Raw genomic sequence first — 12339 nt, 5'->3', positions numbered from 1 at the left:
TCATTCCGAGGAACGAGGAATCTTCGTAAGAAAACTCGACAAAGATTGAGGCATTATATTGCGGAGCTACTTGCGAAGATTCCTCGTTCCTCGGAATGACAAAAAGCCTAAAATAACTTTAAATTCAATATTATGATCGCAAGAATATGGCACGGAAAAACAAGAATTGAAGATTATGAAACTTACACCGAATTCATTAAAAAGACTGCAATTCCTGATTACTCAAAAACTACTGGTTTTGTGAAACTGTCTTTTTTAAGAAATATAAAAGACAACGAAGCACATTTTACAATAATTACGTATTGGAAAAACGTAGAAGTAATTAAAAATTTTGCCGGAGACGATTTCGAAAAAGCAAAATACTATCCTGAAGATGATGACTTTTTATTAGAGTTTGAAGAGAAAGTCGAGCATTTTGAAGTTTTTGCTTAAACGACTATTATAACAGCTGTATCCTGAGCGAAGTAGAAGGGATTTGTCATATATAAGGTCTTCGACTTCGCTCAGACTGACAATCTATTAAAATTCCAAAAACAAAAAATCCCAAACTCCAACAAAAATTGGAATTTGGAATTTTAAATATTGAAATTTTAAAAAACTACCCTTTGATTTGCTTTAAAGAAGTCTTTATTCCTTTTATTAAAGACGAACTGAAACCATTATGTTCCATTTCATTTAAACCGACAATTGTACAACCTTGTGGTGTTGTTACGCGGTCAATTAATTGTTCTGGGTGTACTTTTTCCTCTAATAACATTTTTGCAGCTCCTTTTACGGTTTGTGCAGCAATTGCGAGAGCGGTATTAGAATCAAATCCAATTTCGATTCCCGCTTGCATAGAAGCACGAATATATCTTAAAGCATACGCAGTTCCACACGCGCCTAAAACTGTCGCTGCATCCATTAATTTTTCGTCGATTACAGGAGCCGTTCCTAAATCCTCAAATAAGTCCACAATTGGCAATGCTTTTTCTTTGTCTTTTTCAGGGAAAGAAATACATGTAGCCGATTCCCCAAACTGCGCAGCAATATTTGGCATAATACGCACAACAGGGTATTCGTTATTTGTTTTTGTTTGAAGAACATCAAGAGACAATCCGCTTACGGCAGAAGCGATTGTTTTGTTTTGAATTACCGGTAAAATTTCAGACAAAACGGTATCAACCTGATACGGTTTTATGGTTAAAATTACCACATCGGCTTCTTGAATATTATGTTTATTATCGTTAGAAACCGTAATCCCGTATTCGGCTAAATATTGAATACTTGCAGTGTTTCTTCTTGTTACGGTAACCTGATTGTTTTTAGAAAATTTTGCAATTCCCAAGGCAATAGAAACCCCAAGGTTTCCTCCCCCTATAATGTGTACTTTCATCCTGCTTGGTTTTAATTTATTCTGGGCTGGCTAACAGCATATTTTTCGGCTGTAAATTACGCAGATTTTAAGGATTTTAAATCACTGCAATCTATTAATTTGTGGCAAAAATTTAAAACCCAAGAATCAATTTGGCTACTCCAAAATAGAGCATAATTCCAAAAACATCATTAGTTGTAGTAATAAATGGCCCGGTTGCAATTGCGGGGTCGATTTTATTTTTATGAAGAAAAAGCGGTACCAAGGTTCCTAAAATTGCGGCAAACATAATGACCACTATCATAGAGATCGAAATAGCAATTCCTACTAAATATTGTCCGTACATAAGAGAATGGTATCCCAGCAGAAGCAGGGAAATTATACTTCCGGAAATCATCGAAACGGTAACTTCTTTACTAAAATAACTTTTGCTGAATTCTTTCAAGGTTCCGTTTGCCAAACCCTGCACAACAATTGCCGATGCCTGAACTCCAATATTTCCGGCTGTAGCCGAAAGCAGGGGTACAAAAATAATTAAGGTCGAATATTTCTGGAAAGCGCTTTCATTATCTTTCAAAACAAAAGAAGCGACAATCTCGATTACCATCCCAATTAAAAGCCAAGGCAGACGCGCTTTTGTTAATTCAAGAACACTGTCGTTTGTTTCAATATCCTGTGTAATACCCGCTGCTAATTGGTAATCTTTATCGGCTTCATCTTTGATTACGTCTACGATATCATCAATTGTAATTCTTCCAACCAAACGTCCCAGTTCATCCACAACCGGAATCGCCTCTAAATCGTACTTTTGCATAATACGGGCTACCTCAACATCTTCGGTATCTACGTTCACGAAATTTAATTTTCGAATATAAATATCTCCAATTTGAGTTTTGGTCGAAGTTGTCAATAAATCTTTAAGAGATAAACGGCCTTTTAAGCGGTTTTCATCATCAACAACATAAATAGAATGAACTCGCGAAACATTTTCTGCCTGAATTCGCATTTCTTTTACGCAGGTTAAAACATTCCAGTTTTCATTGACTTTTACAAGTTCTTTACCCATCAAACCACCCGCCGTATTTTCATCATAGCGTAATAATTCAACAATGTCTTTTGCGTGTTCTACGTCAAGTAACTCAGAGATAACTTCTGCCTTAATTTCCTGCGAAAGTTCAGCGATAATATCGGCCGCATCATTTGTTTCAAGCTCATCAAGCTCTTCGGCAATCTCTTTAGGAGAAAGTCGGCTTAAGATATTCTCACGCAAGTCTTCTTCTAATTCAAGAAGAATTTCTGCAGTTTTATCACTATCTAAAACTTTGAAAATATAAGTTGCTTCGTCAAAATCTAATTCTTCAAGGATTTCGGCGATATCAGCATGGTGAAGATCATTAAGTAAAACTTCAAGTTCATTGTCATTTTTCTTAACGATTAAATCTTCTAATTGATGAATAAATTCTTTGCTAACTTTGAACTCCATCGGCTTCTATTTTTTGAGTCAAAACAATAAATTCGTCAACGCTTAGCTGTTCGGGACGTTTATCAAAGATAATGTCTTCTCGCAGTTTATCTGATAAATTTAATGTTTTCAAACTGTTACGTAATGTTTTTCGTCTTTGCTGAAAAGCAGTTTTTACAACCGTAAAAAATAACTTTTCACCACACGGAAGACTATAATCTTCCTTTCGGGTCATTTTCATCACACCCGACTTGACCTTGGGCGGAGGAATAAAAACATTTTCGTCTACAGTAAACAAATACTCAGTATCATAGAAGGCCTGAGCCAATACGGATAAGATTCCGTAAGCTTTTGATCCTTTTTTCTCGCAGATTCGCTCTGCAACTTCTTTTTGAAACATTCCGGAAAACTCCGGAATCTGATCTCTAAACTCTAATGTTCTAAAAACAATTTGAGTCGAAATATTATAAGGGAAATTTCCAATTATAGCAAATTGCTTATCCTTGTAAACTTCGTTAATATTATACTTTAGAAAATCCTGAGAGATAATCTGATCTTTTAATTTTGGATAATTTTCACCTAAATACACCACCGATTCTGTGTCAATTTCAATAACATGTGTATTTATTGGCTTTTCAAGCAAATACTTAGTCAACACACCCATCCCTGGTCCTATTTCTAAAACCTCCTCGTATCCTTTTAAACTCAAAGTATCGGCAATTGCTTTTGCAATACTTTCGTCTTTAAGGAAATGTTGTCCTAAATGTTTTTTGGCTTTTACTTTTTCCATTTTCTTTCTTGTTTTGCCACAAGGGCGCAAAAGTATTCTTTTTGGAGCGAAGGGTCAAAGCTTATTTCACTTTTTTTGCCACAAAGGCTCAAAGACTCAAAGCTTTATATTTTTTTGCCACGAATTCCACAAATTAGCACAAATTTTAAATCTAATAATCTGTATAAGTCCGTTTAATCTGTCAAATTTCTGGGCAATTCTGTTTCCTGAAAACTGAATACCGAGACTGAAATACTAAATTAATGTTCCGAAATAACCTGCAGCTCCGTTCTGAAAGAAAGCATTTTATCTGCAAATAATTCTAAAGCTTCTCTGTCAAAATGCGGCTGGTCCTCAATATAATATTTCTCTAAAGTTTCTTTACTATCTGTTGTATATTGAACCGAATACGTGATTCCGCCCATTTCTTCTTCAACTAAAACTTTTACAATTCGTGCCGAAGAGAATTTCTCAGTAGCCAGAATTTCCGGAATATGTTTTTCCTGCATCCATTTTAACCATTGATCGTGAACGCTTTCGTGTATATTGGTAGTAATATTGTAAATTATCATTTGTTTTTAGATTATTAGATCGTTAGACTTATTAGATCGTTAGATTTTAGAAAAGTCTAAAAATCTAAGCAGTCTAATATCTAAGATCTATTTTATAAATTCTTATCCCCTCTTAACTCGCGGTATTTTTTTCTGGCATCAACAAAGTAAATACTATCCTGATGGTTAAAAATTACCTTTTCATATAAAGGCTTAGCCTTTTCTATATCTTTTAACTCGTCGTTGTAAATTTCTGCCGAGAAAAACAGCGCTTCATCTACATAAATTCCGTCGCTGTGATTGTCAATGATTTGCTGGTATTGGCTTAAAGCCGAAGTATAATCCTTCTGACTTTCATATATTTGACCTAAACGCAACAATGTTACAGCTTCGATTTCCTGTCCTTTAAAGGTTTTTAGAATATTTTGAAACTGTGTAATTGCTTCTTGTTTTTTATTCTGATAAAGTAAAAAATCGGCTTTTGCAAACTGTTTTAAAGCCGTTTGAGTTGAATCAGCAACGGTATTATCATTTATCAGTAAGAAATATTCAAGAGCGTCGTTGGCAATCAATTGCGTGTTTGCCGATTTCAATTCTTTAAATTGTTTTAAAGCCCATTCAAAATCGGTTTTGAAATAACTTGTTTTTGCCGCTTTCAAACTTGCTTCATGCGACATGACATCATTCTTTAAATCCAGCTGAATTTGAGAATAATAAATCAAGGCCTGATTGAACTTTTCTTCTAAAAGCAAAATATCTGCCAGCTCCATCTTTGCATCAGCCTGCTGATAAGCATTTAAATTTAATTCTAAAGCTCTTTTTACAACTGCTTTGGCTTCTTCTGTCTTTTTTAAATTAAAAGCCAGGAAATGTGCCTGAATTAATTGCAAAGATAAGGTAAAAGGATTTATCTCATAAGTAACCAGTAATTGCTGCAATTCAGTTGTAATGGCCGGATAATCTTTTTCCTGCGCTTTATCAATTTTAATCTGCATTAAACTGGCGTTGCTGTGAATCAGTAAATCCGTATCTTTTGTATTTTGAAGAATGAAATTCAGAATTTCGGAAGCTGTTTCGGTATCATCTTCATTCAATGCAAACTGACTTAAGTTTACAATACTAATTAATGATTCCGGTTCGCGTTTGTAAATGGCTTTTTCCTGGATAAAGGCTTTTCCAAATTCTTTCTGCTGTACATAAAACCAGCTTAAATAATGATTCCAAAAAACATCCTGCTCTTTCTGTGTTCTTAAAATCAACGCTTTTCGCATCGCGTCTTTAAAGGCCGTATTATCAGTTTCTCCATTCATAAAACGAGATAACTGCGTCTGGATTAAATTAGCATTCTGCTGATTATTATATGATTCTGTTAGCAAAAGATCGATCATCAAATCAGTTTTTCCTAATTGGCCGTACAACATTCCAATCTGAAAATTGAAATTATAATTCGGCTGAACCTGCATGGCAGTTTGGTACGCTTTTAAGGCATATTCTAATAAAACCTTTTTTTCAAAAGCATTTCCAACTCCGTAAACATCATTTGGACTGGTTTTGATTTTATCAATTGCCTGTTCGTAGTAACTTTTGGCTTTAGATTCGTTTTTCTGTAATTGATAATTGTATCCCAATTCAACTAAAAAAACACCTTGCTTATAGGCATTGTAACGACTTAAAATTGTTTTTTCTGCAAGATCAAATTGCTGCAATTGCTGATAACAATCTATCGTTCGTAAAAAATATTGGGTATTGGATGGTGAACTTCTTAAAAGGTCTTCGTAAATGATTTTTGCTTTTTCAAAATCACCTTTGTCGTAGTAATTATTCGCTAACTGTTCGTTTTGCGAGAATGCAAAACCAGACCACAACAAAACGATATAGATAAAGATGTTTTTCATATTTCAGTTTTTTAATGTGGCATTTTTAGTCGCAGTTTACAGTCCCGGCTTTAAGTTCAGTTTTAAAACTGTAAACTGAAACTGAGACTGTAAACTAAAACTGCATACTAAAGTTAGTCAATTATATCAAATCCGCAGTAAGGACGTAAAACTTCTGGAATTACGATTCCTTCCGGCGTTTGGTAATTTTCTAAAATTCCGGCTAAAACTCTTGGCAATGCTAATGAACTTCCGTTTAAAGTGTGAGCCAATTGGTTTTTTCCGTCTTTGTCTTTGAAACGTAATTTCAAGCGGTTTGCCTGAAAAGTTTCGAAGTTAGAAACTGAACTAATTTCTAACCAGCGGTCCTGCGCTGTAGAAAATACTTCAAAATCGTAAGTCAAAGCCGATGTGAAACCCATATCGCCTCCACAAAGACGTAAAACTCTATATGGTAATTTCAATTCCTGAAGAATGTTTTTTACATGTTCCACCATTCCGTCAAGAGCTGCGTATGAATTATCCGGATGCTCAATGCGAACGATTTCTACTTTGTCAAACTGATGTAAACGGTTTAATCCGCGAACGTGCGCTCCGTAAGAACCTGCTTCACGACGAAAACATGGTGTATAAGCTGTATGCAAAATCGGTAATTCACTTTCGTTTAAAATAACATCGCGGAATAAGTTCGTAACCGGAACCTCAGCAGTTGGAATCAAATATAAATCGTCAATTGTTGAATGGTACATCTGCCCTTCTTTATCTGGCAATTGTCCTGTTCCGTAACCTGAAGCTTCGTTTACCAAATGCGGAACCTGAACTTCATTATATCCTGCGGCTGTGTTTTTATCTAAAAAATAGTTGATTAAAGCACGCTGCAAACGAGCTCCTTTTCCTTTGTAAACAGGAAAACCTGCTCCGGTAATTTTTACACCTAATTCAAAATCGATGATATCGTATTTTTTTACCAGCTCCCAATGCGGCTGTGCGCCTTCATGTAAAACCGGAATATCGCCTTCCTGAAAAACATTCAAATTGTCGTCTGGAGTTTTTCCTTCAGGGACAATATCTGCCGGAAGATTTGGCAACGTGTATAATTTATTCGTTAAATCAACCGCTAAAGCTTCTGCTTTTTCACCAAGTTCTTTGCTTTTTTCTTTTAATGAAACTGTTTTTTCTTTTAAGATTGCTGCTTTAGCTTTCTCACCCGCTTTCATTAATTCGCCTATATCTTTGGACAATTTATTAGATTCAGCTAAAGTATTATCTAATTCCACTTGAGTTGCACGACGATTTTCGTCTAATTGCACCACCTCTTCAACAACGCTTTTAGCATCGATATTTCGTTTTGCTAAAGCCTTGATTACTTTCTCCTGATTTTCTCTAATAAATGCGATTTGTAACATAGCTTGATTTTTATAACTATTGTATTTTTTAATAACGGAAGCAAATTTAAGGAAATGTTTGCTAAGATTACATACAAAGTTTAGTCTAAAGTTATTTCGCAGATTTCGCAGAGATACACGAAGTTGGCGCAAAGATGCACGGAGCGTTTTTGTTTTTAAACGAAGTTTTAGAATAGATTTATTCTTTGATCACTTTAAAAGTTTCTATAGAATCTCCAAGTGTCACTTTTAAGATATAAAATCCAGAATCCAGACCAATGATATTTATACTTCCGTCGCTGGTTTTCCCTTTTAAAACTGATTTTGATTCGAAATTAAAGAATTCAAAATCAAAATTTTTAGCGTTTAAGTTTTCTATTGAAATGGTTGTCAGCGCCGGATTTGGCAAAACAAAAGGTTTGTTTTTAAGTGATTTTTCTAAAGGATGTTTATTACATGCACTTTCTAAAAGCGAATCCAGATCATTTTCATCGTATATCAAAGTGTAATGAAGTTCTTTTGCTTTTTGGAATAACTTACAGGCTTCGTCATACTTTTTCTGGTCGAGATAAATTATTCCGAGGTTTTTCATTGCATACGAATTGTTTTTATCCATTTCTAATGCAGCATTCAAATCGGCAATTCCTTTTTTAGATTCTCCCAGTTTATGATAAAGCAAACCTCGGGTTGTTCTTAAATCTCTTCCTCCGTAAGCTGGAGTTCGTTCGTTAATTACCTTTTCATATTGAAAGGCTTTTTCGATATTTTCAAATGCTTTTTCATACTCGCCTTCATCACTCAATAACCTGGAAAGCGCCCAGTATGCGTAGGCATGGTCAGGTTTTTCTTTTATAATTTTCTCTAAATAGTAGCGTGCTAAATCGTACGATTTTCGTTTTTGCAACAATGTTGCAAAATTATATAATATGCGATAATCGGCTGGTGCATTCTTAATCGCTTTAAAATAATAATTATACGCAAAGCTTTCCATTTCGAGTGAAGCATAGACACTTCCCATTCGATCATAAAGCTTACTTCGAAAGACTGCGGTTTTCTTTTGAGCAGAATCAGATTGTGCTAAATTTTTGTTTTTTGGATCTTTATCGATTGCAAATTCAACCTTTTTTAAATCCTCAATTGCTAAAGTATTATTACCAAGACTTATACCTAAAACACCTCGGTTATACAAATCATTAATACTCGTTGGGTTAAAATTGGTTCTTGCATTAATATCCGTGAGCATTTTTAAGGCTTTTTTGACTGATTCTTCACGGTCTTTGTTAAACGGAAGTTTATGATCTGTTCTGCCCGTCATTTTTCCGTGTGCAAAATTCCAGGTTACGAGTTTTTCGCCTTGGTAATTATACTGAAAACAATCTCCGTCTTTAAGTCCTTCTTTATCAAAATAGAAAACTTCGTTTAACTTTCCGCTCGGATAATAGGTTTTAGAACTGTCTTGTTTTTTATCTGCACCGAACCAAATTTCGACCGAAACTACTTTATCATCATAAAAATAGCGCGTAACATTATCAGGGGCCTCTTTTTGTTTTTCCTGAGCCAGCAAGAAAAAAGGCCAAATGAGTACAGCAAAAAAGATTTTTTTAGACATTTTTAGTTTCAATTGAATGCGAAATTACAAAAATCGATTCCTATCGTCTTTTTTAAAAGAATAAGTTTTTCCGTCAAATTTCAGTTTTTGGAATTCTTTTTTGACTTTTAGATCGCTTTTTTGTTGAATATCGTTTTCTAAATCTTCTTCGGCAGCGTCTTCATAAGTATAGATTTTCGAAACTAATAAATCATAAAAACCCTTTGTTTGCGAATCAGAAAGGCTTATTCCGGTTTCTAAGGTTTCTATTTGATAGGTTCCGCCTCCGTTTGAATCTCCGTTTGCTGATCGAATTGGATATTCGTATAAAACTTTTCTCATTCTGTTTCCATCAAGAGTCACAATGGTAAATTTTTCTTCAGAATACATTACAACTCTGCTATTTGAATATACTTCTGTACTAAAAGCAATGGCCGGAGTTTTGTCATTAAGCTGCAATACATTATTTAAAATATAAGTTTTTGCAACTCTTAAACCTTCATTTTCGTAATAACCAAGATTTTTATCGGTTTCTTCTGCCAGAATTTTTCCGTCTTCATTATTAACAAATACGAATTTTCTTTCGTAGTAATTGCCTAAATCTTCTTCGCTTGATTTTACTTTCTTGTTTTTATTGATAATACAAATGACAAAAAAAGTAGTTTCGCCGTTGTAACGAATAGAACTTACATCTTCAATTTTAATATTTGAATATTTGATGTTTAGATTTTCGGCGGTTTTTTTGAGCAGACTCAAATTGAGTTCTTCGGAAGGAACAATGTCTTCACTTTTTCTAAAAAGAAGCTGTTCGGCTGGTTTTGGGCTTTCAGACTGAACGGCTAACGATGGGGCGTTTTCGTCAATGATCTGTTTTTCATTTTTTCCACAGGAATATAGAAATAGAAAAATGCCACTGAGAATTAAGTAGGTTTTAATTTTCATTGGTGTTGATTTTAAAATTAGGGGCTATCAAATATAAAATATTCTTACTTAGCTTTTTAAATAAAATCAAAAATTTAATAAAATTGGTAAATTATTTATATTCTACTAATAATTCTCTTAATTCATTGTTTTTTAAAAACACCGCAAATCGTCCTGCCAAAAGCAGAATATCTCTTTCTTCGGGTCTGATTCTCAGTTTTGTTTCAATGTGCGAGGTGTATTCATACATTAATAAAATTTCTCCAGCCGTAAATTCTGAAAATTTATCTTTTTGAAGTGTTGCTGCAATTATCTCACCATCCTTATTTTTTTTGAATGCGCTTTCGCCGAATTTGTTTACAATATCTGTCTTAAAATCAGTATATAATTTAAACCAACCAGCAGAATCGTCGCTTGTATTTTTTAATTCTGTTACGAGTTCTTCATACTTTTCATCTTTTTGCATTTTTTGTAAATGATTTCGAATGGTAGTAAAACCAATAACCTGATAATTTTTTATCGGAATTTTATAGCGTTCAAAGGTGTTTTCTATATCCTTATCAAAAGTCATATATCGGGTTTGAACAGTATAAAGTGAAGCGGTTTCGAAAAGAGAAAGCAATCCAATTTTTGTGTCGTTGATGTAAGGTTCTTTTTTTCCCTGCCCAAGACAATCGATAAAAAGTGCTTTTTTGTTTTTATCATCAACTGTAGTATCCGAATGAAGAAGTTCTACCAGAGTTTTATAACCCGTATTGTCTGAAGCGCCGCCGTCAATAATACATAAAATTTTATCCTGATTTTTAATGCCAAATTTCACCTTTGGAAGAACGCCCGGAAAAGCAGAACTTGCCGTAATACCGTAAGTAACCGGAAAATTATAGCCGTCGTTTATTTTATTTTCATTCAAAACAAGATCAGCTTTATTTGGTGCGAGTGATTCATCTATTGATAAACCCTTGATGATGTGGGGCATAAACGGAATACGTTCGCCGTTGTTAAAAGCGGTTCCGTTGGCAACAAACATTGGAAGTGAAGGTTCTTTTTTGCTTTCTTTTGAAACAAAAAAATCAGACAAAAGCATTTGAGTGTCAAATTTATCTTTGTTATCAGGATTTGTCACATCATATTGCAAAATATCCGCATCAATACGCTGTGTCATTGGTATTTTATCTCCTTTTTCGTTTCGGCTGTTGTTTAAAAGTGATAAAATATTGGCCGATTTATCGACATAATCTTTGAAAGCATCGGCTTTTGAAAAGTAAAATTCATTAAAAGAACAATTATCATGATGCAGTTTGTTTTTTAAAACGGTTAAATAATATCCCGCCGAAAAGCAACCACCCGAAACTGTTGAGTAATAATCGATTTCATTTAAAAAATTGCGCTGCAAATAGTTTTCGTCAATTTCTTCAAGTCCGAGAAGAACACCCATACTGAAAAACTGTGCACGCGATCCACCTCCAGAAATCCCGATTCCGAGTGCAATATGTGGGTTTTGAAATTTTTGATCTCTCTCCTGAACCGATTTATAATCCGATAAAGAAACGGCAGGAATCGAATTGTAATTGATCTCTGAAAAAAGATTGATTTTATTTTGAGAAAATCCTCTATCCAAAAAAACCAGAAGCAGCAATATCAGCTGCAGCTTTTTAATTTTCATGCTAAATTCTTTTAATTAATATCGCTATTCAACATTAAACAATCTCAGTATGTAGGAGAGTTCGTAGAGAATAAAAAGTGATACTAAAATAGTGTGAAACATTTTGTTGTTGAATTTTATTGCTGCAAAACATAGAATAATATGACTTATAATGCGGACATAATATTCGGTTTGATTGTATAAAAAATAGTCGCCTCCTTTTATTGCCGTGTCAACAATATCAGCTATAAAACTGATGGCTAAAATCGAAAAGAACCATTTTTTTCGAGAGTAAAAATAATCTTCATATCCGGTATAATCTACCAAATCGTCCGGATATAAAATAGCTGACAGTAAATAGTAAATCAAAATATAACAGATAATGAAAAAATAGTCGGCAAAGTACCATTCGTGGATTAGTTTGAGATTAAATTCCCACCACCAAAAATGAATAAGCAGTAAAAAAACATAAAATACCCAAAGCGAATGCACGAAATAGATTTTCTTACGCCCCGGATGCTGAATAAAGATTACGGATCCTTTTATGAGATGTGTTAAACTCAAACCCAAAATGATTCCGATAACTGATTTAATATGAGTAAGTTCTTCCATAAATAACGCTATTATTTATACGGAACTAAATTTAAATCAATTAATTCAGAAAGAAGTGTTTACGTGAGTTTATTTCACAAAGCTTCGCAGAGATTTTTCGCAGAGATTCGCAAAGAATATTTAAAGAAGTGTGAATTAATCTCGCAAAGTCGCGAAGTCGCAAAGTTTTTATTTTCTCTGC

The 12339-nt window shown here is 34.0% G+C and carries 11 protein-coding genes; 1 reads left to right on the top strand and 10 read right to left on the bottom strand.

What is annotated here, in order from left to right; all coding sequences use genetic code 11:
• Nucleotides 1-132 precede the first annotated feature (132 nt).
• Nucleotides 133-432, top strand: coding sequence for a hypothetical protein (locus ASD98_RS02595; RefSeq protein WP_056199806.1), 300 nt, complete (start codon nucleotides 133-135; stop codon nucleotides 430-432).
• Nucleotides 433-598: 166 nt separating this feature from the next.
• On the opposite strand, the gene proC is transcribed toward ASD98_RS02595, so the two are convergent.
• The 10 genes from proC to ASD98_RS02545 all read right to left on the bottom strand — a co-directional run bounded on the left by proC (nucleotide 599) and on the right by ASD98_RS02545 (nucleotide 12158).
• On the bottom strand, nucleotides 599-1375 hold the full coding sequence (proC, locus tag ASD98_RS02590) for a pyrroline-5-carboxylate reductase (protein WP_056199802.1): 777 nt from the start codon (nucleotides 1373-1375) through the stop codon (nucleotides 599-601).
• Between the two features lie 112 nt (nucleotides 1376-1487).
• Nucleotides 1488-2837 carry a magnesium transporter gene (gene mgtE, locus ASD98_RS02585; protein ID WP_056199797.1) on the bottom strand — a complete coding sequence of 450 codons (1350 nt, stop codon included), beginning with the start codon at nucleotides 2835-2837 and terminating at the stop codon, nucleotides 1488-1490.
• On the bottom strand, nucleotides 2821-3606 hold the full coding sequence (rsmA, locus tag ASD98_RS02580) for a 16S rRNA (adenine(1518)-N(6)/adenine(1519)-N(6))-dimethyltransferase RsmA (RefSeq protein WP_056199794.1): 786 nt from the start codon (nucleotides 3604-3606) through the stop codon (nucleotides 2821-2823). Before rsmA ends, mgtE begins: the two co-directional genes overlap by 17 nt.
• Before the next feature lie 239 nt (nucleotides 3607-3845).
• Nucleotides 3846-4157 carry a DUF4286 family protein gene (locus ASD98_RS02575; RefSeq protein WP_056199791.1) on the bottom strand — a complete coding sequence of 104 codons (312 nt, stop codon included), beginning with the start codon at nucleotides 4155-4157 and terminating at the stop codon, nucleotides 3846-3848.
• A gap of 92 nt (nucleotides 4158-4249) precedes the next feature.
• Nucleotides 4250-6031, bottom strand: a complete 1782-nt coding sequence (locus ASD98_RS02570; protein ID WP_056199788.1) for a tetratricopeptide repeat protein — start codon at nucleotides 6029-6031, stop codon at nucleotides 4250-4252.
• Nucleotides 6032-6144: 113 nt separating this feature from the next.
• The gene (serS, locus tag ASD98_RS02565; RefSeq protein WP_056199785.1) at nucleotides 6145-7416 is read right to left on the bottom strand and encodes a serine--tRNA ligase; all 1272 of its coding nucleotides are present in this window, start codon (nucleotides 7414-7416) and stop codon (nucleotides 6145-6147) included.
• A gap of 178 nt (nucleotides 7417-7594) precedes the next feature.
• Nucleotides 7595-9004, bottom strand: a complete 1410-nt coding sequence (locus ASD98_RS02560; RefSeq protein WP_056199782.1) for a T9SS type A sorting domain-containing protein — start codon at nucleotides 9002-9004, stop codon at nucleotides 7595-7597.
• A gap of 24 nt (nucleotides 9005-9028) precedes the next feature.
• Entirely contained in the window at nucleotides 9029-9925 is an 897-nt protein-coding gene (locus tag ASD98_RS02555) for a hypothetical protein (protein ID WP_056199779.1), read from the bottom strand.
• A gap of 91 nt (nucleotides 9926-10016) precedes the next feature.
• On the bottom strand, nucleotides 10017-11567 hold the full coding sequence (locus ASD98_RS02550; protein WP_056199776.1) for a patatin-like phospholipase family protein: 1551 nt from the start codon (nucleotides 11565-11567) through the stop codon (nucleotides 10017-10019).
• 24 nt (nucleotides 11568-11591) lie between these two features.
• Nucleotides 11592-12158: a hypothetical protein gene (locus ASD98_RS02545; protein ID WP_056199772.1), complete on the bottom strand. Its 567-nt coding sequence runs from the start codon at nucleotides 12156-12158 to the stop codon at nucleotides 11592-11594.
• Nucleotides 12159-12339: the final 181 nt, after the last annotated feature.

The sequence above is a fragment of the Flavobacterium sp. Root186 genome, assembly GCF_001428525.1.
GTDB lineage: Bacteria > Bacteroidota > Bacteroidia > Flavobacteriales > Flavobacteriaceae > Flavobacterium.
Note: the sequence above shows the minus strand (reverse complement) of the source record. Positions and strands in the feature narration are given on the sequence as shown.

Bases quoted from the DNA above. Each gene is read 5' to 3' on its own strand.
- ASD98_RS02595 (WP_056199806.1), top strand. From the start codon at position 133: ATGATCGCAAGAATATGGCACGGAAAAACAAGAATTGAAGATTATGAA.
- proC (WP_056199802.1), bottom strand. From the start codon at position 1,375: ATGAAAGTACACATTATAGGGGGAGGAAACCTTGGGGTTTCTATTGCC.
- mgtE (WP_056199797.1), bottom strand. From the start codon at position 2,837: ATGGAGTTCAAAGTTAGCAAAGAATTTATTCATCAATTAGAAGATTTA.
- rsmA (WP_056199794.1), bottom strand. From the start codon at position 3,606: ATGGAAAAAGTAAAAGCCAAAAAACATTTAGGACAACATTTCCTTAAA.
- ASD98_RS02575 (WP_056199791.1), bottom strand. From the start codon at position 4,157: ATGATAATTTACAATATTACTACCAATATACACGAAAGCGTTCACGAT.
- ASD98_RS02570 (WP_056199788.1), bottom strand. From the start codon at position 6,031: ATGAAAAACATCTTTATCTATATCGTTTTGTTGTGGTCTGGTTTTGCA.
- serS (WP_056199785.1), bottom strand. From the start codon at position 7,416: ATGTTACAAATCGCATTTATTAGAGAAAATCAGGAGAAAGTAATCAAG.
- ASD98_RS02560 (WP_056199782.1), bottom strand. From the start codon at position 9,004: ATGTCTAAAAAAATCTTTTTTGCTGTACTCATTTGGCCTTTTTTCTTG.
- ASD98_RS02555 (WP_056199779.1), bottom strand. From the start codon at position 9,925: ATGAAAATTAAAACCTACTTAATTCTCAGTGGCATTTTTCTATTTCTA.
- ASD98_RS02550 (WP_056199776.1), bottom strand. From the start codon at position 11,567: ATGAAAATTAAAAAGCTGCAGCTGATATTGCTGCTTCTGGTTTTTTTG.
- ASD98_RS02545 (WP_056199772.1), bottom strand. From the start codon at position 12,158: ATGGAAGAACTTACTCATATTAAATCAGTTATCGGAATCATTTTGGGT.